Origin of the sequence: Vreelandella andesensis (assembly GCF_003989795.1) — a bacterium.
GTDB lineage: Bacteria > Pseudomonadota > Gammaproteobacteria > Pseudomonadales > Halomonadaceae > Vreelandella > Vreelandella andesensis.
The window spans coordinates 29,371-49,542 of sequence record NZ_RZHG01000007.1 but is presented as its reverse complement, the minus strand read 5'-3'; the positions used below and the strand labels follow the sequence as shown (position 1 = coordinate 49,542).

The 20,172-nt window shown below is 52.7% G+C and carries 22 protein-coding genes; 6 read left to right on the top strand and 16 right to left on the bottom strand.

Going from position 1 to position 20,172, the window contains the following annotated elements; all coding sequences use genetic code 11:
* Positions 1 to 17: 17 nt before the first annotated feature.
* Positions 18 to 551 carry a hypothetical protein gene (locus ELY33_RS02740; RefSeq protein WP_126943592.1) on the top strand — a complete coding sequence of 178 codons (534 nt, stop codon included), beginning with the start codon at positions 18 to 20 and terminating at the stop codon, positions 549 to 551.
* Between the two features lie 95 nt (positions 552 to 646).
* Entirely contained in the window at positions 647 to 943 is a 297-nt protein-coding gene (locus ELY33_RS02735; protein WP_126943590.1) for a DUF1330 domain-containing protein, read from the top strand.
* Positions 944 to 1,148: 205 nt separating this feature from the next.
* Here the strand turns inward: ELY33_RS02735 and ELY33_RS02730 are convergent, their stop codons facing one another.
* Together ELY33_RS02730 and ELY33_RS02725 are read right to left on the bottom strand one after the other, a co-directional pair.
* On the bottom strand, positions 1,149 to 1,940 hold the full coding sequence (locus tag ELY33_RS02730; protein ID WP_126943587.1) for a PhzF family phenazine biosynthesis protein: 792 nt from the start codon (positions 1,938 to 1,940) through the stop codon (positions 1,149 to 1,151).
* A gap of 61 nt (positions 1,941 to 2,001) precedes the next feature.
* Positions 2,002 to 3,120 carry a Fic family protein gene (locus tag ELY33_RS02725; protein ID WP_126943584.1) on the bottom strand — a complete coding sequence of 373 codons (1,119 nt, stop codon included), beginning with the start codon at positions 3,118 to 3,120 and terminating at the stop codon, positions 2,002 to 2,004.
* 154 nt (positions 3,121 to 3,274) lie between these two features.
* Between ELY33_RS02725 and ELY33_RS02720 the strand changes: the two genes are divergently transcribed.
* Both ELY33_RS02720 and ELY33_RS02715 read left to right on the top strand, forming a co-directional pair.
* Positions 3,275 to 3,523, top strand: a complete 249-nt coding sequence (locus ELY33_RS02720) for a type II toxin-antitoxin system ParD family antitoxin (protein ID WP_126943581.1) — start codon at positions 3,275 to 3,277, stop codon at positions 3,521 to 3,523.
* Positions 3,523 to 3,822: a type II toxin-antitoxin system RelE/ParE family toxin gene (locus ELY33_RS02715; protein WP_126943578.1), complete on the top strand. Its 300-nt coding sequence runs from the start codon at positions 3,523 to 3,525 to the stop codon at positions 3,820 to 3,822. Before ELY33_RS02720 ends, ELY33_RS02715 begins: the two co-directional genes overlap by 1 nt.
* A 26-nt stretch (positions 3,823 to 3,848) precedes the next feature.
* On the opposite strand, the gene ELY33_RS02710 is transcribed toward ELY33_RS02715, so the two are convergent.
* The gene (locus tag ELY33_RS02710) at positions 3,849 to 4,736 is read right to left on the bottom strand and encodes a GIY-YIG nuclease family protein (RefSeq protein WP_126943576.1); all 888 of its coding nucleotides are present in this window, start codon (positions 4,734 to 4,736) and stop codon (positions 3,849 to 3,851) included.
* A 337-nt stretch (positions 4,737 to 5,073) separates the two neighbouring features.
* Here ELY33_RS02710 and ELY33_RS17780 point away from each other — a divergent pair, with 337 nt between their 5' ends.
* Entirely contained in the window at positions 5,074 to 5,238 is a 165-nt protein-coding gene (locus tag ELY33_RS17780; protein WP_167470034.1) for a hypothetical protein, read from the top strand.
* A gap of 237 nt (positions 5,239 to 5,475) precedes the next feature.
* Here the strand turns inward: ELY33_RS17780 and guaA are convergent, their stop codons facing one another.
* Positions 5,476 to 7,053: a glutamine-hydrolyzing GMP synthase gene (gene guaA, locus ELY33_RS02705; RefSeq protein ID WP_126943573.1), complete on the bottom strand. Its 1,578-nt coding sequence runs from the start codon at positions 7,051 to 7,053 to the stop codon at positions 5,476 to 5,478.
* 94 nt (positions 7,054 to 7,147) lie between these two features.
* Positions 7,148 to 8,617 carry an IMP dehydrogenase gene (guaB, locus tag ELY33_RS02700; RefSeq protein ID WP_126943570.1) on the bottom strand — a complete coding sequence of 490 codons (1,470 nt, stop codon included), beginning with the start codon at positions 8,615 to 8,617 and terminating at the stop codon, positions 7,148 to 7,150.
* Positions 8,618 to 8,792: 175 nt separating this feature from the next.
* Between guaB and xseA the strand changes: the two genes are divergently transcribed.
* Positions 8,793 to 10,133, top strand: a complete 1,341-nt coding sequence (gene xseA, locus ELY33_RS02695; protein ID WP_126943567.1) for an exodeoxyribonuclease VII large subunit — start codon at positions 8,793 to 8,795, stop codon at positions 10,131 to 10,133.
* Between the two features lie 47 nt (positions 10,134 to 10,180).
* Here the strand turns inward: xseA and ELY33_RS02690 are convergent, their stop codons facing one another.
* The 11 genes from ELY33_RS02690 to ELY33_RS02645 all read right to left on the bottom strand — a co-directional run bounded on the left by ELY33_RS02690 (position 10,181) and on the right by ELY33_RS02645 (position 20,172).
* Positions 10,181 to 11,278: a DUF3618 domain-containing protein gene (locus ELY33_RS02690; RefSeq protein WP_126943564.1), complete on the bottom strand. Its 1,098-nt coding sequence runs from the start codon at positions 11,276 to 11,278 to the stop codon at positions 10,181 to 10,183.
* The gene (locus tag ELY33_RS02685) at positions 11,275 to 11,703 is read right to left on the bottom strand and encodes a phage holin family protein (protein ID WP_126943561.1); all 429 of its coding nucleotides are present in this window, start codon (positions 11,701 to 11,703) and stop codon (positions 11,275 to 11,277) included. Before ELY33_RS02685 ends, ELY33_RS02690 begins: the two co-directional genes overlap by 4 nt.
* Positions 11,704 to 11,752: 49 nt before the next feature.
* On the bottom strand, positions 11,753 to 12,226 hold the full coding sequence (locus tag ELY33_RS02680) for a hypothetical protein (protein WP_126943558.1): 474 nt from the start codon (positions 12,224 to 12,226) through the stop codon (positions 11,753 to 11,755).
* Between the two features lie 329 nt (positions 12,227 to 12,555).
* Complete coding sequence (locus tag ELY33_RS17775; RefSeq protein ID WP_167470033.1) at positions 12,556 to 12,705, bottom strand: hypothetical protein; 150 nt, start codon at positions 12,703 to 12,705, stop codon at positions 12,556 to 12,558.
* A 379-nt stretch (positions 12,706 to 13,084) separates the two neighbouring features.
* Positions 13,085 to 14,014, bottom strand: a complete 930-nt coding sequence (locus ELY33_RS02675) for a MurR/RpiR family transcriptional regulator (RefSeq protein WP_126943555.1) — start codon at positions 14,012 to 14,014, stop codon at positions 13,085 to 13,087.
* On the bottom strand, positions 13,986 to 15,017 hold the full coding sequence (locus ELY33_RS02670) for a C45 family autoproteolytic acyltransferase/hydrolase (protein WP_126943552.1): 1,032 nt from the start codon (positions 15,015 to 15,017) through the stop codon (positions 13,986 to 13,988). The genes ELY33_RS02675 and ELY33_RS02670 overlap by 29 nt, the downstream gene beginning before the upstream one ends.
* Positions 15,010 to 15,738, bottom strand: a complete 729-nt coding sequence (gene glnQ / locus ELY33_RS02665) for a glutamine ABC transporter ATP-binding protein GlnQ (RefSeq protein ID WP_126943549.1) — start codon at positions 15,736 to 15,738, stop codon at positions 15,010 to 15,012. The genes ELY33_RS02670 and glnQ overlap by 8 nt, the downstream gene beginning before the upstream one ends.
* Positions 15,735 to 16,391 (bottom strand): glutamine ABC transporter permease GlnP, encoded by a 657-nt coding sequence (gene glnP, locus ELY33_RS02660; RefSeq protein ID WP_126943546.1) that lies wholly within the window; start codon positions 16,389 to 16,391, stop codon positions 15,735 to 15,737. The genes glnQ and glnP overlap by 4 nt, the downstream gene beginning before the upstream one ends.
* Positions 16,392 to 16,469: 78 nt before the next feature.
* Entirely contained in the window at positions 16,470 to 17,207 is a 738-nt protein-coding gene (glnH, locus tag ELY33_RS02655) for a glutamine ABC transporter substrate-binding protein GlnH (RefSeq protein WP_126943543.1), read from the bottom strand.
* Between the two features lie 242 nt (positions 17,208 to 17,449).
* Positions 17,450 to 18,763 carry an amino-acid N-acetyltransferase gene (gene argA / locus ELY33_RS02650; RefSeq protein ID WP_126943540.1) on the bottom strand — a complete coding sequence of 438 codons (1,314 nt, stop codon included), beginning with the start codon at positions 18,761 to 18,763 and terminating at the stop codon, positions 17,450 to 17,452.
* A gap of 143 nt (positions 18,764 to 18,906) precedes the next feature.
* On the bottom strand, positions 18,907 to 20,172 hold the full coding sequence (locus ELY33_RS02645) for an inorganic phosphate transporter (RefSeq protein ID WP_126943537.1): 1,266 nt from the start codon (positions 20,170 to 20,172) through the stop codon (positions 18,907 to 18,909).

The window sequence follows — 20,172 nt, the reverse complement described above, 5'->3', positions numbered from 1 at the left end:
CTAAAAAGGAACGCCACATGATCGAGACACGGGAAGAACTCGACGCCATTAGAAAATCATGCTATTCAATGGTGACCAAAAGCGCAGGGATCTCGGCGGGCACCGCCATCATTCCTATACCCGGGCTGGATATCGGCTCAGATGTCGTCATCTTAATGAGGATAATTCCTCAAATTAACAGCAAATTTGGGTTATCGCCTGAACAGATCGAAGGCCTTGACACCGAAACCAAGCTCTTTGTAATGACCGCTATTTCCAATACAGGCAGCAAGTTAGCCGGAAAATACATCACCAAAAAATTAATCCTCGTGCTGCTCAACAAAATGGGCGTTAAGGTTGCTGCCAAAGGGGTTTCAAAGTTTGTGCCCTTCATTGGCAGTGCCGTGGCAGGCAGCATTAGCTTCACCGCCATGAAGCTCATGGGTAACAGCCATATCGAAGATTGCTACAAGATTGCCTTAGCTACTTTGGAAAATAAGCAGCGACAACCCATGGCTGAACCTGAGGCCTACATCGACGCTGATGACCCATCGATTACCCCGCCGTATTAACGCCGGCTGATTCAACCCACGGCACGCTTCACATGGCAGCGCTTGTTGGCGATGTTATGCTTTAGCAACTTTTCATAGTACGCCAGGAGAAAGAAATGCCCGCTTATATTGTACTAACCCGCGAGCACACCCACGACAGCGAAGAAATGCAGCGCTACAGCGAAAAAGCCAAAGCCGCCCGCGAAGGTCATGACCCACAACCGCTGGCCTTTTATGGCGATTTTGAAGTACTGGAAGGCAGTGCGATGGAAGGTGCCGTCATTCTACGCTTCCCGGATATGGCCGCCGCCCGCGCTTGGTACGAAAGCCCCGCCTACCAAGAAGCCCGCAAGCACCGCTTTCTAGGCGCCGACTACCGGGTGTTTTTAGTAGATGGCATTGAAAAGGCGTGATGCGCTTTTAGACGCCTGACGCATTGCACTCAGAAAGCCGTGCGATTGAATGCCTGCCCACACGTTTAAAACTGCAAAGATCTATTCGACTCACATATTGAGCCGAATAAGCGCTGTAATCGGCTCAATCGAGCAGCTGGTTGTACTCGATGAATATCAACTATCTCGCAATAAACAAGTCGTTCGGCAAGTGGCTAAGTCCAGCTTAGCCGTTGGGCAGCGTGATTTTACCCGTTAAATAAGGCGCTACGCAGCCTTTAATAACCACCCGCTCGCCTTCTACAACGCAGCTAAGCGCGCCTTGACGTGCCCCACCTTGGCGGGCAGTTAGCACTTGCTTACCCAGGCGCGCCGCCCAGTACGGTGCAAGCGAGGTATGGGCCGAGCCGGTCACAGGGTCTTCTTCCACGCCCACCTTGGGGCCAAACCAACGCGAAACAAAGTCCACATCATCACCTTTTGCGGTGACGGCCACACCCCGCCCTGGTAATTGTTTAAGCCGCTGCATATCCGGTGCAAGGCGTTCAACCAGGCCCGCATTATCAACCACCACCACAATGTCATCCGAGATCAACAGCTCTTCAATCTCGATACCGCCTAGGGCAGCAGCTACCTCCGCGTGCATTTCAAACGGCGCTAACGTTTTCGCGGGGAAATCCATTGCCAGTTCGTCGCCTTCACGCCGCACCAAAAGCTGGCCGCTGCGCGTTTCGAAATGCAGCGTTTCAGCGCTACTGCCCAGCGCATTAAAAATCACCCACGCCGCCGCTAAGGTGGCATGGCCACACAGATCCACCTCCACCGAAGGCGTAAACCAGCGCAGATGGTAGCCAGATTCAGTCGGCACAAAGAAGGCTGTTTCAGAGAGGTTGTTCTCCGTGGCTATCGCCTGCAACAACGCATCATCCAGCCACGCTTCCAACGGGCACACCGCCGCTGGGTTGCCTTCAAAAGGCTTTGAGGCGAAAGCATCCACTTGGTATAGGTCGATTTTCATAGCATTCAACTTGGTAAATAAACATTCGAAGATAGCAACGTATGTGTACGTAGATTACCCATTAGGATTGCCAGAGCGCCACCATATAACGGGTGCTGCGCCCACCGCCGGGTAGTTTGTAAAGGCAGCCTTTTTCCAGCAATTCTGCCAAATCCCGCGTTGCGGTGGCTTTACTCACTTTGGCCAACGATTGGTACTTACGCGCATTGATACCCTGCGCAAACTCCTCCCCTGCGGTATCCAACAAACGGTTCAGCACCTTAATTTGCCGTTCGTTCAGCACGGTGGTGGCATGGCGCTGCCAGAAGGTCGCTTTCGTTAACACGCGGTCGATTCTTAACAGCGCCTGCTCAAGCGCCTCTTTAAGCGTATCGAGGAACCACAACAGCCAAGGCGTAATATCGAGGCTGCCTTTCTGAGTGCTTTCGAGGTGATCGTAATAAGCGTTGCGTCGCGCCATGATGGCAGCGCTTAGGGAATAGAAACGCACGGATTGTCGCTCTGCTTGGGCAAGCGCGCGATCTGTCACCGCACGGGTAACACGCCCATTACCGTCATCAAAGGGGTGCAAGGTAATCAACCAGAGATGGGCAATACCGGCACGAACCAGCGCATCAACTCCCTGGGGCGGATGGTTAAACCACGTCAGAAACGCATCCAATTCCGCCTCCAACTGCCCACGGGGTGGTGCTTCAAAATGGACGATAGGCCGATCAAGCCGCCCCGACACTACCTGCATAGGGTGATCGCCACGCAACTCGCCTACACGTACATTGCCAAGCACGCCGGGGCCTTGCACGAATAGCATAGATTGCCAGAGGCACAACTGTTCGCGAGATAGCGACTCATCCAACTGGTGCGTGGATTGCAGCAACAGCTTTATCAGCGCCTCAGATTCTGGTGTTGCTCTGACAGACATACCGGCCTGCTCTAATCCCAACTGACGAGCAACGGAAGACCTCACCGAGCCAACGTCCAGCCGCTCACCTTCAATTTCGCTGGTACGAAGTGCATTCTGGATCAGAGTATCCATCTCCACGTCTAAGTCCACTTTTTCCGGGGCCGACTCAGTTTTACCCAGCACGCGGCCCTGCAGAAGCCTCACGGCATCCAACGTAGGCCGAAGAACGGAGTCATTCCACTCAAAATGCGGCCAACTGTGCTGTCCCCAGATATACATGAGCCGATCGCCTCGATTATTCAGATCATATTATGAGCCGATTATGGGTTATATTCGGCTCGTAGGCTAGTCAAAGAGCTTGTGAGGAGTCTTGTCTTTCTTGTCAGCCCCGCCTATATTCATATTTGTTACTTTTGAATATAGGAAGAAAATCATGGCTACGACCAGCCTCAGCTTAGGGGATCATTGGGAAGTCTTTATCAGAAATGAAGTCGCCAGCGGCCGCTACGGCTCCGCAAGTGAGGTTGTGCGTGATGCGTTACGTGCCATGGAAGAGCGCAAAAGCAAACTTGAAGCGCTTCGCACTCACTTGGCCCAAGGTGCCGAGCAAGCGAGAACCGGTGAATTCGTGGATGATTTTTCGATGGATGCCTTAATCAACGACTTGGATAGCGAGGCTTGATGCCCACTTTCCATATCACACCGAGAGCAAGAGACGACTTAAAAAATATCGGCCGCTATACGGCGTGGCAGTGGGGCAAGAACCAACGAAATACCTATCTAAAGAATTTTGAAAAACGGTTTCACTGGCTCGCAGAAAATCCCCTGTTAGGAAAACATCGCTCCGACATCAGCGAGGGTTATTACAGCTACCCCCAGGGCCAGCACGTTATCTTTTACCTGATTGGCCAAGGGAGCATTGAAATAATCGGCATTCCTCACAAAGAGATGGATATTGTTGCTTATTTTCAGCCTAAATGAGCCAAAATAGTTTAACGACTGCCTGCTTAAATGTTTGCCAAGCGTACATCCTGAATAGCCTTCAGCGTTTTTCCATTAGCATCCTTCCAGGCCAGCCGACCGTTAGCGCTACCGCCAACCAAAACGCCTGCCGCTGTTGAGGGAGACGAAAAGCGGAAATCCTGAGTGAATACCAGCTTTCCATCCAGCGGCGCCAGCACGCCGCGCTCCTGTAGAAGTTGGCGCTGCTCGCGCATGTAATCGTGGATAGACACCGTCTCTTCAGCACGAGCCAATGAGCCTTTTAGCACCACAAAACCATCGGCGACTTCTCTACCAGTGCCTTCGGCCCCGCGTTCGTAGAGGTAAAGCGCAAGTGGCGGCTCTTTTTGCACTGAAGATACCCCTGCGGCTTGGCTGCCAGCCGCTTCAAACGCATCAATGCCCAATAGCGGAAAAATCACCAACATCTCGGCTAAAAACCATTCGGCATCGGCGCGGTCGGCTTCCGAAAGCGGAGGTGGTGCAGGAAAGGTACCGTTATCCAACGCCCACTGGTTGGCAGTCTTTGCCAAGGTGAGTAAGCGCGCTTCCAAGTAACGCACATTGGCTTTGTTCAAGCCTTCGTTGGTGCTGGTAAACGCCACAGTCCGCGTCCAAAATTCCTTACCCGAGACATGCTGCTTAATACGCTCACCCAGCGCATCGGCTTCGCCCACGTATAGCTTGGCCGCACCGTCATCAGTTAACCCAGTGAGCACATACACGCCCGGCTGAGCCATTTCGCTTCTTGCCAATGCACGCTCAAGCTGGGAGCGGTTAGCCACTACCGCCCTGCCCGTCCAGTTGGATTTCTCAACCACGCGCAAGCCTTCAGGCGTGCCATCAGCCAGAAAAATACGAATGGAAGTTGGGCGGGCTTGAGTAGGTGTCATGTTAATTCCATATTGAGGAAAGATTTAGATATTGCTAGAAATCACATTCAAGCTTCCCAGGTTGAACTATGCCGATTACAAACGGTTGCCAAACCCCGGTCTTGGAAGCGCCTTCTTGATACTTTGATAGAAAGAAGCTTTAAACGTAGGGTCTTGAGCATGCAGTTTGTAAATAACACTTTAACATGGCGTCAGCGCATCGTTAGCCCCCCCTCAACTGGCTCGGACCCTTTTAAGACACTTTGATGGTCACCTCCACAGCTAGGCAACAAGCACGACAGCCTTGAGAGGTTACTGCTATAATAAAAGCTATAGATTTAGCTCTAGGAGCATTGAGATGGTTCGTAAGACCCCAGCCGATAAAGTTATGGTTTCCCGTGAGCGTATTTTGCGTGCAGTGGCCAGCTCAAGCGCGATTGAAACAGGCGAGCGCACGGCAGTTATTGAGAAGCGCCTCAAGTCTCATACGCGTCGATTTACCAAGTTAACCCTAGCCCTCTGAAACTATCAGCTCGCTCTCACTGCATTTCCAAAACATCCCGGTTTAAATCGAGTGGCTAAGTACCCGCTTTGATAATTATCACATCCAGTAACAAGCCTCCGTGCTCCACAAACTTCTATTTGATACTTTTTGCGTGCCATGCTGCTCCCAATGAGCATACCCACAACATACAAAAGGCCGCTCGATATTTCGAGCGGCCCGGAAGCGTCTAGCCAACCAACACTCTAGTGGATGCGATCACTCCCACTCAATAGTAGCAGGCGGCTTGCTGCTTACATCATAAGTTACCCGCGAAACGCCTTCCAACTCATTGATAATCCGGTTGGAAACTTTCTCCAGCAGCTCATAGGGCAGGTGCGCCCAGCGGGCGGTCATGAAGTCGATGGTTTCGACAGCGCGTAGCGCGATGACCCATTCGTAGCGGCGGCCGTCGCCTACTACACCAACGGATTTCACCGGTAAGAAGACGGCGAAGGCTTGGCTGGTTTTATCGTACCAGCCGGAAGCGCGTAGCTCTTCGATGAAGATGGCATCGGCATCACGCAGGATGTCGGCGTAGTCCTTCTTCACTTCACCCAGAATGCGCACGCCCAGGCCGGGGCCAGGGAACGGGTGGCGGTAAACCATATCGTAAGGCAGGCCGAGTTCGAGGCCGAGTTTGCGCACTTCGTCTTTAAACAGTTCGCGCAGCGGCTCGACCAGCTTAAGCTTCATGGTTTCCGGCAGGCCACCGACATTGTGGTGGGATTTGATCACGTGCGCTTTGCCGGTTTTAGAGGCAGCGGATTCGATCACGTCCGGGTAGATGGTGCCCTGGGCCAGGAAGTCGACGCCGTCGATTTTGCTGGCTTCTTCATCGAACACGTCAATAAAGGTGTTGCCGATAATTTTGCGCTTGGCTTCGGGGTCGTTTTCGCCCTTAAGCTTACCCAGGAATAGGTCTTCGGCGTCTACACGGATCACTTTCACGCCCATGTGCTTGGCGAAGGTTTCCATCACTTGGTCGCCTTCGTTTTTGCGCAGCAGGCCGTTATCCACGAACACGCAGGTCAGCTGGTCGCCAATGGCTTTATGCAGCAACGCCGCCACCACGGAAGAATCGACACCGCCAGAAAGGCCCAGCAGTACGTGGCGGTCGCCGACTTGCTCGCGTACGCGACTCACTTGGTCTTCGATGATTTGCGCAGGTGTCCACAGTTTTTCAGCACCGCAAATTTCCAGCACGAAGTGCTCAAGAATCCGCTGGCCTTGCTGGGTGTGGGTCACTTCCGGGTGGAACTGTACGCCGTAGAACTGTTTCTCTTCCCAGGCCATGGCGGCAATTGGGCAGCTGGGGGTAGATGCGGTGACGGTGAAAGTGTCGGGCGCTTGGGCGACTTTATCACCGTGGCTCATCCACACATCCAGCAGCGCTTTGCCAGTGCTGGGGTCGACGTGATCTTTAATACCTTTAAACAGCGCGGTTTCGGCGTCAATTTGAATCTGGGCATAGCCAAACTCGCGCTGGTTTGAACCTTCAACTTTACCGCCAAGCTGCTCGGCCATGGTCTGCATGCCGTAGCAGATACCAAACACCGGCAGGCCCATTTCGAACACGCACGCGGGTGCTCGCGGGGAATCCAACTCGGTCACGGATTCCGGGCCACCGGCCAGGATGATGCCGTTAGGGTTGTAGTCGCGAATTTCTTCTTCGGTGATATCAAAAGCGCGGATTTCGGAGAATACGCCGATTTCACGTACACGGCGGGCAATCAGCTGGGTGTACTGGGAGCCGAAGTCGAGAATCAGGATCTTATGGGCGTGAATGTCACTCATGGCGGGGTCTCGGTTAAGCGGTGTAGGTGCCGCTGGTAAGGCCAAAAAGCAAGCGGCGAGCAATGCCCGCCGCCGTATTATCTAAACGCGTTGGTTAGCTCACCCGATAGTTGGGCGCTTCTTTAGTGATCTGCACGTTATGAACGTGGGATTCGTTAAAGCCAGCGCCAGTAATTTGCACAAATTCCGGCTTGGTGCGCATTTCTTCTATATCGCGGCAGCCGGTGTAACCCATGGAAGCGCGCAGCCCACCCATCAGCTGATGAACGATAGCGCCCATCATGCCTTTATAGGGTACGCGGCCTTCAATGCCTTCCGGCACTAGCTTCTCGGCACCTTCGGCTTTGTCTTGGAAGTAGCGATCGGCGCTGCCCTGATTTTCTGACATAGCCCCCATGGACCCCATGCCACGGTAAGCTTTATAGGTACGGCCCTGATAAAGCTCGACTTCACCCGGCGCTTCTTCAGTACCGGCCAGCAGGCCACCGACCATCACGGCGCTTGCGCCAGCGACGATGGCTTTGGCTAAATCGCCCGAGAAGCGAATACCGCCATCTGCGATCAGCGGAATATCAAATTCTTTCAGCGCTTCGGCAACATTAGAAACGGCGGTGATTTGCGGTACACCAACGCCTGTCACAATACGCGTGGTGCAAATAGAACCGGGGCCAATGCCCACTTTAACGGCGTCCGCGCCTGCTTCGGCCAGCGCTTTCGCGGCAGCGCCCGTGGCGATGTTGCCGCCAATCACCTGAATTTGCGGAAAGTTCTCTTTAATCCAACGCACGCGGTCGATGACGCCTTTGGAGTGACCGTGGGCGGTATCCACAATGATGACATCCACACCGGCTTCAGCCAGAGCAGCAACGCGATCCGGGGTTTCCGGGCCGGTGCCTACGGCGGCGCCTACCAGCAAGCGGCCATCGCTATCTTTAGCAGCCATTGGGTAGGTGCGGGCTTTTTCGATGTCTTGGAACGTCACCAGGCCACGCAGATGGAAAGCGTCGTCCACAATCAGCATTTTCTCGATGCGGTGTTCACGCATCTTGGCTTTGCTGGTTTCAAGATCGGTGCCTTCTTTTACAGTAATCAGCCGATCGCGGGGGGTCATGATGTCCGCAACGCTGTCGCCATGGTTGGGCTGGAAGCGCATGTCACGCTCGGTCACGATACCGACCAGCGTTTCGCCTTCTACCACGGGGAAACCAGAGAAGCCGTTCTCACGCGCCATTGCCAGCAGGTCTTCCAGCTTCGCCTTGGGGCTAACAGTGACCGGATCTTTTACAATCACGCTTTCGTGCTTTTTAACCTTGCGCACTTCAGCGGCTTGCTGGCTCATGGCCATGCTCTTGTGGATAATGCCAATGCCGCCTTCCTGTGCCATCGCAATCGCTAGACGCGCTTCGGTGACGGTGTCCATTGCAGCGGAAAGCAGCGGAATATTGAGTGAAATATTGCGGGTCAGGCGGGTTTTGAGGCTGACATCCTTGGGCAGAACATCGGAGAAGCCGGGAACGAGGAGTACGTCATCGAACGTAAGTGCTTCTTGGGCCATACGTAGCATAGCGGCAACACCCTGATTGGAGAGGAAGTGGGGCGTGGAAAGTTAATCCCCCATTGTAACGTTTTGAAGGCCCTACCAGCAATGTGAAGAAGGTTTTCAATTCCGACCAATGGCTAATAAGCTAAGATTGTTGCGAAAATCACCAGATCGTTGTTTCTCTTTCGAAGGTTAAATTATGCCTGATACCCCCCAAGCGCTCTCTGTTAGCCAGTTGAACCAGCGTGCCAAGCAAACCCTTGAGCGTGATGTGGGCGAAGTGTGGGTGGAAGGCGAACTTTCCAATGTTTCTCGCCCGGCTTCGGGGCATATTTACTTCACATTGAAGGACGACCGCGCGCAAATTCGCTGTGCGCTGTTTCGCCAGCGGGCTCGTTTTGTGGCGGCCCCCATGCGCGATGGTGACCAGGTAAAGCTGCGTGGCCGAGTCTCGCTGTTTGAGCCACGCGGTGACTATCAGTTGATTGCCGACGCCGTTCAGGCCGCTGGGCTGGGTGAGCTACTGGCGGCGTTTGAGCGCCTAAAAGCGCAGCTAGACAGCGAAGGTATGTTTGCCAATACCCGCCCCCTGCCCTTTCCACCCCGCAAGATATTGATTTTGAGCTCCGCCAGTGGCGCGGCCATTCGTGATGTGTTGGCGGTGTTGGAGGCCCGCTGGCCCCTGGCGGATGTGACGTTGATACCAGTGTCGGTACAAGGAACCGAGGCCGCCCCTGCGATGATTTCTGCGCTGGGGCTATTAAATCGTCAGGCACGCTTAGACCCTGACCAGGATGTGGTGCTAATCACCCGTGGTGGCGGCAGCTTAGAAGATTTGTGGGCGTTTAATAATGAGCATCTGGCACGGGCGATTTTTCACTCTCGCTTGCCGGTGATGTCGGCGGTGGGCCACGAAGTGGATGTCACCCTAGCAGATTTCGCAGCAGATATGCGTGCCCCAACGCCCTCGGCGGCGGCTGAGCGTTTAGTACCCGACCAACAAGCCCTTAAGCAGCAATTAACACAGGCGGAAAGCCGCTTAATGCGTGCCATGCAAGCCCGTTTAGAGCGCGATAGCCAACGATTGGATACCCTACGCGCCCGCCTTCGCCACCCAGGCGAGCAACTTAACCTTCAGCGCCAGCACGTTACCGGCCTTAGCCAACGACTGCAGCGGGCGATGCAGCAGAACATTGAGCAGCAGCAAGCGCGAGTTATGCAGTTAAGTAAACGCTTGACGAGCCAAGACATGGCGCGCCTGCACCGCACAGAGCAAACGCGTGTTAGCCAGCTACAGCGCCGTTTAGCCACTGCTATGCAGCGGGCGCTGGAAGTACGTCAGTCACAGTTGAGTAGCGCCGCCCGGGAGCTACATGCTATCAGCCCCTTGGCGGTGTTAGGTCGCGGTTACGCCATTGCCCAGGATGAAAAGGGCAATGTCATCCGCCGAGCAGATGACACCGCCCCCGGCCAGAAGCTTTCGCTGCGGCTAGGGGAAGGTAGGCTCAACGTGGAAGTAAAACGGCGCTACAAGAAGTAGCGCCGCGTGGAGTGGCCGTTAGTTTGCTGCTATTTGAAACAAACTCGTTATGGCCGTGGCGGCTGGTTGCTTGGTGTTGTCGCCGTACCGGTAAGCGTACTATCGCTTAAGGTGCTTTTGCTGGGTGTGCTTTCACCTAAGGAGCCTGCACTTGAGGTACCTGCGCCTGAGCCACTCAAGCCTGAAGCACCTGTATTTGAGGTACTTGTGCTTGCAGCTCCTGTACTACTACTACTTTCGCCAGTGCTTAGGGTAGGTTGCGTCGAATCCTGCTTTCCAGCCTGCTGTTTAACCGACTCGGCTTTTTCATGGATCGCCTGCTGGGCTTTGTCTACTTGTTCTTCGCCCGCCTCGGCCGCTTTATCCACCATCTGATCGCGGTATTCGCCAAAGTATTCATCTTCTTTACGGGTTGTTGGGCAAATGCCTGCCAACGCAGCTCCTAAGGCAAACCCCAGCGCTGCCACTACCATCGGATGCTCCTGTATAAAATCCGATGAGTAGTCGCTGGCCTGATGGGCACGCTCTTTCATATGATCAAAGCGGTCATGGGCCCCCTGCTGGGCATGAGAAAAAGACTCCTGCATATGACCTCCCATCTGTTGGGTTTTTTCGCCCAGGTGCTGCGCTGCGCCTTTAGCGCTATGGCTGATATGTTGAGCGCTCTCTTTAGCCTGTTGCATTCGGCTGCCGCTATCCTGCTCTCCACCGTTTTGACCCGAATCTTGAACAGCATCCGGGCGTTGAGAATAAGAACGTTGAGAATAGGAGCGTTGAGAATAGGGAAATTGAGAATGAGGCGGTTGAGACGCTGCGGCAGGCTGTCCTAAAAACTCGGAGGTAGCGTGTACATTGGTCGCATAACGAGGCGTTTCTGCCTTGGGGTTACTTTGGCGTAACATTAGCCAGCCAAGCCCAGCACCGGTCAATAGCACCGGCACAGGGTTTTGCTTAATAGTCGTACCCAGGTTAGAAAAGAACTCGTTGGCACCGCCTTTGCGAAGGTAATTATAGGTGGTGTTTAGCAGCTGATCGGGGGAAAACCGTTCTTCAATTTCATGCAGCGTAGAATCCAGCCGCTCCCGCGATTGATGAATATCTTTTTCGATTTCATCTGGATGACGCTGCTGATTGTGTTCGCTCATTTCACCTCCTCCTTGACGTGACGCTGATGCGCTTTAGTAAGCTCTTTGTCGCTACGCAGGCTATCGATGGTGCGATTAGGCATTAGCCCTTGGGCGCTCACCTTACTCAGCCCAGCCTTGAGCATTAACACGCCTATCAACGTAACGACACCACCTACAATAATGGCTGAAAGCCACGGCCTGGTTTCCGGCGGCAACACCTCATTTAAGAGCATCACTACCGCCGCCAGTAGGGTTAAAAAGCCACCGAGAAGCACCGCGCCAGCAAGGGCAATGGCCGCGACACCCGCTACTGCTTGATGGGTTTTTTCGGACATTTCAGCTTTGGCTAGTTCCGCTTCGCCGCGCACTAAAGCGGTTATCTCATTGAGTAGCGTTGAGAGTAGCGAACCGACTGAGCCGGTCATTTTGCTATCTGAATCCATTCTGTATCTCCCGCATACTGTTGCTTTTTAGTTTAGCGTCCTGCCTGCACTAAGCGCGGTTTACCTGCACATCGCTGTGCTCATCGGCTTGGTGCTGAGGGTCGCTATTAGCAGTGTGAGAATGAGATGAGGAACTGCGCAGAAACCGTGTGACCAAAAATCCCGCAGCAATTGCGCCACCGATAAACAGTGCTGGCTCTTTTCGTCCGTAGTTTTCCGCCTCTTTGCACACGCTGCGCAGGTCCTTTTCACGCATCGTTTGTGAAAAACGGTCTGCCGTTTGAGCAAGCTTCCTTACCTGCCGTGAACAAAAAGGCTGTTTCTGACGATCGAATTCGTCCGCTGCCTTCTGGAGCACAGCACCCACTATTTTCGTTTGCTCGGCAGCACTCTCCCGCTGCTTAGCAAACGCGCTTTCAGCCTGTTGCTGAGCAGCATCTTTTAACTCCTCAACGCTCTCCTGGCCTTTTTGTTTAAGCGAATCGTCATCATGTGAATGATTATGCTGTCCTTGTTCGGTCATAGTAACGCCCTCCGTGTCGTTCAATCTCTTCGAAAATGACCTATCCTACAAAACTATAGCGGGCTATCTTTAGCTTTCAATTTAAAGTAGCCGGATTATCAAATAAACCAATACAACCTAACAAATATCAACATCATTAATAACTTAAATTAAATCAACAAAAATTAAGTCAACGGATTTTAAAAAGAAGCACTTAAAATCAGGAAAATAAAAACAGGAAAATAAAATTTTTATCATTAAAAAAATTATCATCAAAAAACTTATCAAAACATCGTATAAAAAAAGGCGCTACTGTTAGGTAGCGCCCGGCATAAGATAAAAATATTCGATTAGTGATTAGATTTCTTAGTAGACGACTTATCGTCGGCGTCAGGATTGACGTGATGCGTATCAGGCATCGGGTTGGCATCATCGTGATGATCTTGGCGCTGATCTTTCTTGTGATCGTTTTTTTGATTGTCTTTATCAGGTTGTTGCATATTACCTCCTATTCCTTGGTAGTCGCCGTTTCGCCTAATGTGCCAGAGGATATGAATTGGCTTGTTAACTATAGTCGCTTGTAACCTACTTGCCATTACCCGTAACACGCCCCTTCGCAGTACAGTGCAAACGTCTGGCCTACAAAACCAACAAAACAAACACTTGTGATAGAAATGCGATATAAAGATTGTTTAAAAAAACACGCCGAATAGTGCTTATTAATTTTTGTTCATGAAGTTCGCTCGGTGTATGTGTACCTTTGCAAGTAAAGAGTTGTTTCACATGAATGGCCAAACGCTGCACGTAAATAGTGACGTTGTTTTGGAAACCTGAATTTGAATATTTGAACTAAGCAACAAAGCGGACTTTGCCGCCTTGTTAGCGTATTTCGATATCCAGTTCGCTGATAAATTGATCACGCCGCGAGATTGCCTTGCCCGCTTCATCTCCCGCCAGCGTCGCGCAGGCATTAATCAGGCACTCCATAGCAGCAAAATAGGCCACCATGCTGTTGGAAATAAAACTGCTTTCATGGGGCACCAAGATAGATACTTGCGAATACTCGACCAGCGCGGAGCTGGCGTAGTCAGTTACTGCCAACGTGTGAATACCATGTGTTTGCGCCATTCGGCACACATCAACCACTTGGCGCGTATAGGGCTGACAGCTAGCGGCAATCAATACGTCACCTTCAGACAACGACGCCAGCCCTTCTGCGACTCCATTGGTAGCATCGCTAAGCAGCGCCACATCCGGGCGCAGCATGCCTAATCCATAGGCAGAAAAACTGCATAACGCGTGAAACTGACGCACTCCGTACAATCGAACCCTGGGCGCATCGATTACCGCTTGGGCAAACGCTTCGATATCAGCATGTTTCACGCCTTGTAGAAAGCGATCAATGTTGTGTTGGTTTTCAGCGCATAACTGTTGCGCCTGGGCATGCAAACTACGTTTATCTGCGGTCAATGCGCTGGCAGCATGATCACGGTAGAAAGAGGCTGACGAGGTAAAGCTTGCGCTTAATAAGACCTTTTGAAGATCGCTAAAACGAGCATAGCCCAGCGACCGCGCTAAGCGCGAAATACTCGATGGGTTAACCCCTAGCCGGCGGGCTGCTGAAGAAATAGACAACAACACCTGATCTCCCTGAAGGTCGATCAGGCGTGCCAGCACTTCCCGGGACTTGGTACCAAGCCGCAGCTCGCTCTCGCTGCGTGCAATGCTGAGTGCCAGTTCACGCAACCCATCAACGGTTTCTGGGGGGCGGTGTGAAGCGTTAACGTTCGAAACAGAGTTTTCCTTCATAAGCGGGCGGCGCTCCAGGGTGATCATAAAGTTGCCATGCTACACCATCCGCTTCAAGACGCATGACCGCCGTGACCAGCGTATTTTCGTGATCGGGGTCGTCCGCACTAAGTCGCAGGATTGGCAAACCGTTGGTTTGTTGATCATGCAGAATAACCAGCGGCGTCGTTTCTCCCTCGGCCAACAACTGATCCCCTCGCTGTTGGCGGTCTCGGGAAGACTCGGTAATCCATTGCGATGCTAAACCACTTGGGTGATACAGCGCATGATTGGCATGCAGACTGGGGGTAGTCAGAGCCATCTGGGCAACATCACCACCACCAAACTCAATACTAATCACCTCTGGTCGGCCACACTCCGCTAGTGAAAAGTGAAAACCTCCGCAATCATTGTAACGCTGCAACAATGCCACAACGTCGTCCACATTTGGCTGGTTTAAAGCGGCACGCCCCAACACCATTCGGGGCACCTTGGGGGTCACCTTCAACAACCGCAAATTATTGACTGCCTGAACCCAGCCCTGGCGCGTAAACGCCAGGGTGTGCCCAGGTATCGAGCCTGGATAGCAGAAAGCCGTAAACCCATTCCCTATGCCTGGCGCTACCTCAGCCATAAAGCAGTGGCCACGAAAAAACGGCAAACCATCTTCATTGTGAGCAACAACGGGTGTTTGTCCGGGAAGAATTACCGTGGTGCAGCCGTCCGGTGCATGGGCTAACAAATCGCCCCGACAGTTCCAGGCAAAGACCGCTTCAATGGGCAGTTCGAGGCCCTCCGCCAAGCCTTCTAACTCCTCCCATACCTGCGGAAAATCGCGCTGTGTATTAGCTGCCATCAATGCAACCGCCTCATGATGAGCCGAGTCGTTGATCTCAGCCCAAATAGCGCTTGGCAGCAGGAACCGATGCACCGCATCGCGCCCTGTACGGCCAAGAGCAATGCCAATATCGCGTGGCTCTCCATTAATAGTCTGCCAACCAATGGCGCTTGCTGGATTAGACATGGCGCAGGAAATCCTCCATGCGTTCATTAGGTGGATTATCGATCACATCAGCCGGACTACCATCAACAGCGATTTTTCCGTGCTCCATAAAGATCAAGCGTGTACCTACCTGCTTGGCGAACGACATTTCATGGGTCACCACCACCATGGTCATCTGCTCTTCCGCTAGTTGACGCATGACATTCAATACTTCTTGCTTGAGTTCAGGGTCTAGTGCTGAGGTAGGCTCATCAAACAGCATCACTTTAGGTTTGATTGCCAGCGCCCGGGCAATGGCGACACGCTGCTGTTGGCCTCCGGAAAGCTCGTGGGGATAGTGCTGGGACTTATCACCTAGACCCACTTTTTCTAACAGTTCCTGAGCACTTATTTTCGCGGCTTTGCGCCCCATTCCGCGCACATGGCGCTGGCCAAAAGCAATATTTTCCAAGGCGGTCATCTGTGGAAACAAGTTGAACTGCTGGAAGACCATGCCCGCTTCCTGACGAATCTCGCGCAGGATTTTGTTTCCTCCTTTGACGCTCTGGCCATCAACTAAAAGATCTCCCGATGTGATCATTTCCAGCCCATTAATACAGCGCAACAACGTTGATTTACCCGAGCCGGACGGCCCTATCAGCACCACAACTTCGCCACGATTGATCTCAAGATCAACCTCTTCAAGCACCTTAAGCGGACCAAAGTGCTTGGATACATTTTTGAACTCTATGATGGCGCTCATAAGATCTTCATCCGTTTCTCAATGATGCGCAGCAGCAACGACAACGTGCCGGTCATGATCAGATAGAACACGGCAACCGCCGTCCATATTTCAACCGCACGGAAGTTAGCGGCCATGATTTCCTGGCCGGTGCGCGTTAATTCGCCAACGCCGATAACAATAAACAACGAAGTATCTTTCAGGCTGACAATGCACTGGTTACCCAGCGGTGGAATCAAACGGCGAAAGGCCAGCGGACCAACGATATAGACCACCACCTTCCAGCGTGGCAGGCCAATGGCGCGACCTGCCTCGGTCAATCCCTTAGAAATCGACAACACCGCACCACGGACGATCTCGGCAACGTACGCACCTGCATTAATGACAATGGCAAGAATTGCTGTCGTCATCGGGTCAATACGGATATCCACTAACACCGGCAAGGCGAAATATAGAAACATCACCTGGACAACAATCGGCGTACCGCGAATGATTTCGACGTAGATAAATGCCAGTGTATTGAGAAAGTAGCCACCGTAAGCGCGCATCAGGCCGATCAAAGCACCTAATGAAATACCACCAATCAAGCCGATAACGGTGATGTACAGCGTTATTTTTGCCCCATGAAACAGTTGAGGCAGGAAATTAATAATGATCGACCAATCAACATTCATTGCGAAACTCCTGATAGTTCAAACTCAGCGGAGGGAAAGCAGATATCCCTCCGCAGGATGCAGAGAATCAATCAGGCGTTATTCAGTCGGCGCTTCACCAAACCACTTGGCGTAGATCTCGTCGTAGCGGCCGTCTTCACGCATAGCCGCGAGCGCACCGTTAACCGGCTCAACCAGCTCGCTGCCTTTGGGAAACGCAATACCATACTCGTGCGCCATCATCTGCTCACCCACCGCTTTTACTTGTCCGTCACCCGCGGTGGCAATGTAATAGAGAACATTGGGCGTATCATGCATGGCGGCATCCACGCGGCCGGTGCGTAATTCCAGATAGGCATTATCGATATTGGGGAACTGACGTAGCTCGGTATCTTTGAAGTTGTCCCGCGCATAATCGGCAGCGGAGGTTCCAGTGCGCACCGCAAGCATTTTACCCGCCAAGTCTTCAGCGCTTTCGATATCACTATCAATCGGCACCATGATGCGGAAGCCGCTCTCGTAGTATCCATCCGAAAAATCGATAACCTCAGCACGATCTTCGCGGATAGTGATGCCCGCCAAGGCAACATCTAATTGACCAGTTTGCAGGCCAGGAATAATGCCGTTGAAATCCATTGGCCGTAGTTCAAAGTCCAGTTCGAGTTCTTCAGCAATCATGGTCCACATATCGATATCGAAACCGACGTACTCACCATCTTGGGCGAATTCAAAGGGCACAAAAGCAGTATCAGTGGCAACGACCAACTTCTCAGCAGCAGCAGTTGCTGCGGTAAGAGAGAAAGTAGTAGCAACCATTAACGTGGTTAGGGTCTTCATGGGGAAATCCTCGTGACGTCGATGTTATTAATCATTTGTGAGTGACGTGGCGTGCAGAGAACGGCGCTGTTGTTGGTTTGATCCCGATGGGATTGACATAAGGTTGCCGAACCTACATGCAAATATAATTGCACAAATATAAAAAATGACCAAATATTTGCATTTATTTTTCAAACGCAGGCGAAACCGGGTGACATTACGTCACCCGGTTCTATGAGTGTTTTCTCTTTAAATAAGCGCTCTTAGGTTAGATTTTTCACCAGCACCTTGGATTTTCGGGCGTGGTTATAGGCTTCGCGTTTTAGCGGCGGCAGGTCATCTAGGCTAGCCGCCCGAAAGCCGCGTTCGACAAACCAATGGGCTGTGTGGGTGGTCAGCACAAACATTTCGGAGAGCCCATGCTGGCGGGCGCGTCGTTCTAACGCTTCTACCAAACGCTCGCCACGCTCGCCGCCACGGTAATTACCGTGTACCGCCACACAGGCCATTTCCCCTACCGTGGTGTCTGGGAAAACATGTAGCGCGGCACAGCCAATCACCATGCCGTCCCGCTCTATCACCATGTAGTCGTCGATTTCGTGCTCTAATCGTTCCCGCGAACGAGCCACCAGCATGCCACGTCGCTCAAGGGGGTCCAGCAGTTCTAACAAGCCAGCGACGTCGTTTAACGTGGCTGGGCGTAACTGCTCGTAGCGATGCTGGGTGATCATGGTGCCAACGCCATCACGGGTAAACAGTTCCCCCAACAGCGCATCGTGGTTGCGCCAGGACAGCAGGTGGGTGCGCGCAACGCCTTCTCGGGCGGCGGTGCAGGCGGCGTTTAAGTGGCGTGCCAGCTCACTGCCCAGTAGCGCCTGTTGTCGCCGCGGTTCAGCTTCTGCCGGGGAAAGCTGACGCAACAGAGCACCTTGCTCATCTTCTAACCCTTCCGACTCGCCTAGCAGAATAAGTTTGTCCGCTTTCAATGCGACGGCAGCATGGTGCGCCACTTCCGAGGCGTCTAGATCAAACACTTCTCCCGTACTGGAAAAGCCCAGCGGTGGCAGCAGCACCAGTGAGCCTTTTTCCAACAGCCCTTCAATGGCGCTTGCGCGTACCCGGCGCACTTCGCCACTATGATCAAAGTCTACGCCTTCACGAACACCGAGTGGCTTGGCGGTCACTAAGTTGCCAGAAATCACGCTAAGCTCTACACCGTGTAGCGGCGTGCTGGGCAGGCCTAAAGAAAGCCGTGCCTCTAACCATAACCGCTGGTGCGCGGCTACCTGTTCTACATGAGCCATCACCGTTCGGTCGGCTACCCAGCGGCCATCTACCCGCGTTGGCTCAACACCAGCCGCCGTTAATGCATCATGCACTTGTGGGCGAATACCGAACACCACGACTAGCCGCACGCCTAGGGTGTGCAGCAGCGCTAAGTCCTGAATCAGCTGCTCCCCTCGACCAGACGCCATGGCTTCGCCCTCAATTAAGATGACAAAGGTTCGCCCCCGGTGCGCGTTAATGTAAGGGGAAGCGTTACGAAACCAATCAACAAAAGGGAAGCGTGTGTCCAAGGGCCGCTCTCCGGCAGCAGATGAATGAAAGTATCAGCGTTTACTTTAACAGAGCACAAAAAACAGCGGCACCTTCTTGTGTAAAAGAAGGTGCCGCTGCGGGTTTGGTTAAGCAGTAACGTGCTGGACCAGTTTTCCCAATCTTAACCAAACATGCCTTTAAACATAAAGAAGAACAAGATGGCCAAGCCGGCACCGGCGGGCAGCGTGATCAGCCAGGACATCACAATCGTGCCGATAACTCGAAGGTTTAGGGCTGCCATACCGCGCGCTAGGCCCACGCCCAATACCGCACCTACAAGCGTATGGGTGGTTGAAATCGGCAAACCAGTACCGGATGCCAACACAACCGTCGTGGCCGCTGCTAATGTTGCAGCAAAGCCACGGCTAGGAGTGAGCTCAGTAATGCCGGTACCAACGGTTGCAATGACCTTATGGCCGAAAGTAACCAGGCCAACCACAATGCCGCCGCCACCAAGCACCAGCACCCACCAGGGCACTAACGCTGCGCTATCAATAACACCTTCACTACGTACCACACTTATTACCGCTGCGAGAGGACCTACGGCGTTGGCAACATCGTTAGAACCGTGGGCGAACGCCATCGCACACGCCGTAAAGATCATCAGTACACCAAATACCCGCTCAACATTGGCGTAGCCAAAATGATCGCTGGCATTCTGTACGTACTTAATACGGCGCTCCATAACCACGCCCAGCGCCATAATGATGATGCCAATTAAAATAGAAAGCAGTAGGCTCTGACCAAAGCTCAGATCTAGACCAATGTGCTTCAAGCCTTTGGTCAGTGTCACCATCGCAACAATAAAGCCGACCAGAAAGATATACCCCGGCACATAACGCTTTGCAGCAGCAAAGGGGTCTTTGTTTTCAAAAATCAGATGGTGTACCGACTTAAACAGTACAAAACCAATGGTACCGGCAAGCAGCGGCGAAATAAGCCAGCTGGAGGCAATTTGGCCCACTTTGGCCCAAGCGACGGCTTCCATTCCAAGGCCTACGGCGCCAAAACCAACAATAGCGCCCACGATAGAATGGGTGGTAGAAACCGGCCAGCCACGCGCCGATGCGATCATCAGCCAGATAGCAGCTGCCAGCAGCGCAGAAAGCATGCCGTAAACCAATAGCTGAGGATTGTCCGCTAACAATACGGGGTCAAGCATCCCGCCCCGGATAGTCGCGGTCACTTCACCACCCGCTAACCACGCACCTAAAAACTCAAAAATAACCGCAATAATAATGGCTTGTTTGATGGTGATGGCCTTCGACCCTACCGAAGTACCCATCGCATTGGCTACATCATTAGCACCAACGCCCCAAGCCATAAAAAAGCCAAACACACAGGCCAGGATAATGAAGATTTCACTGTTCTGGACAATAATCTGCAT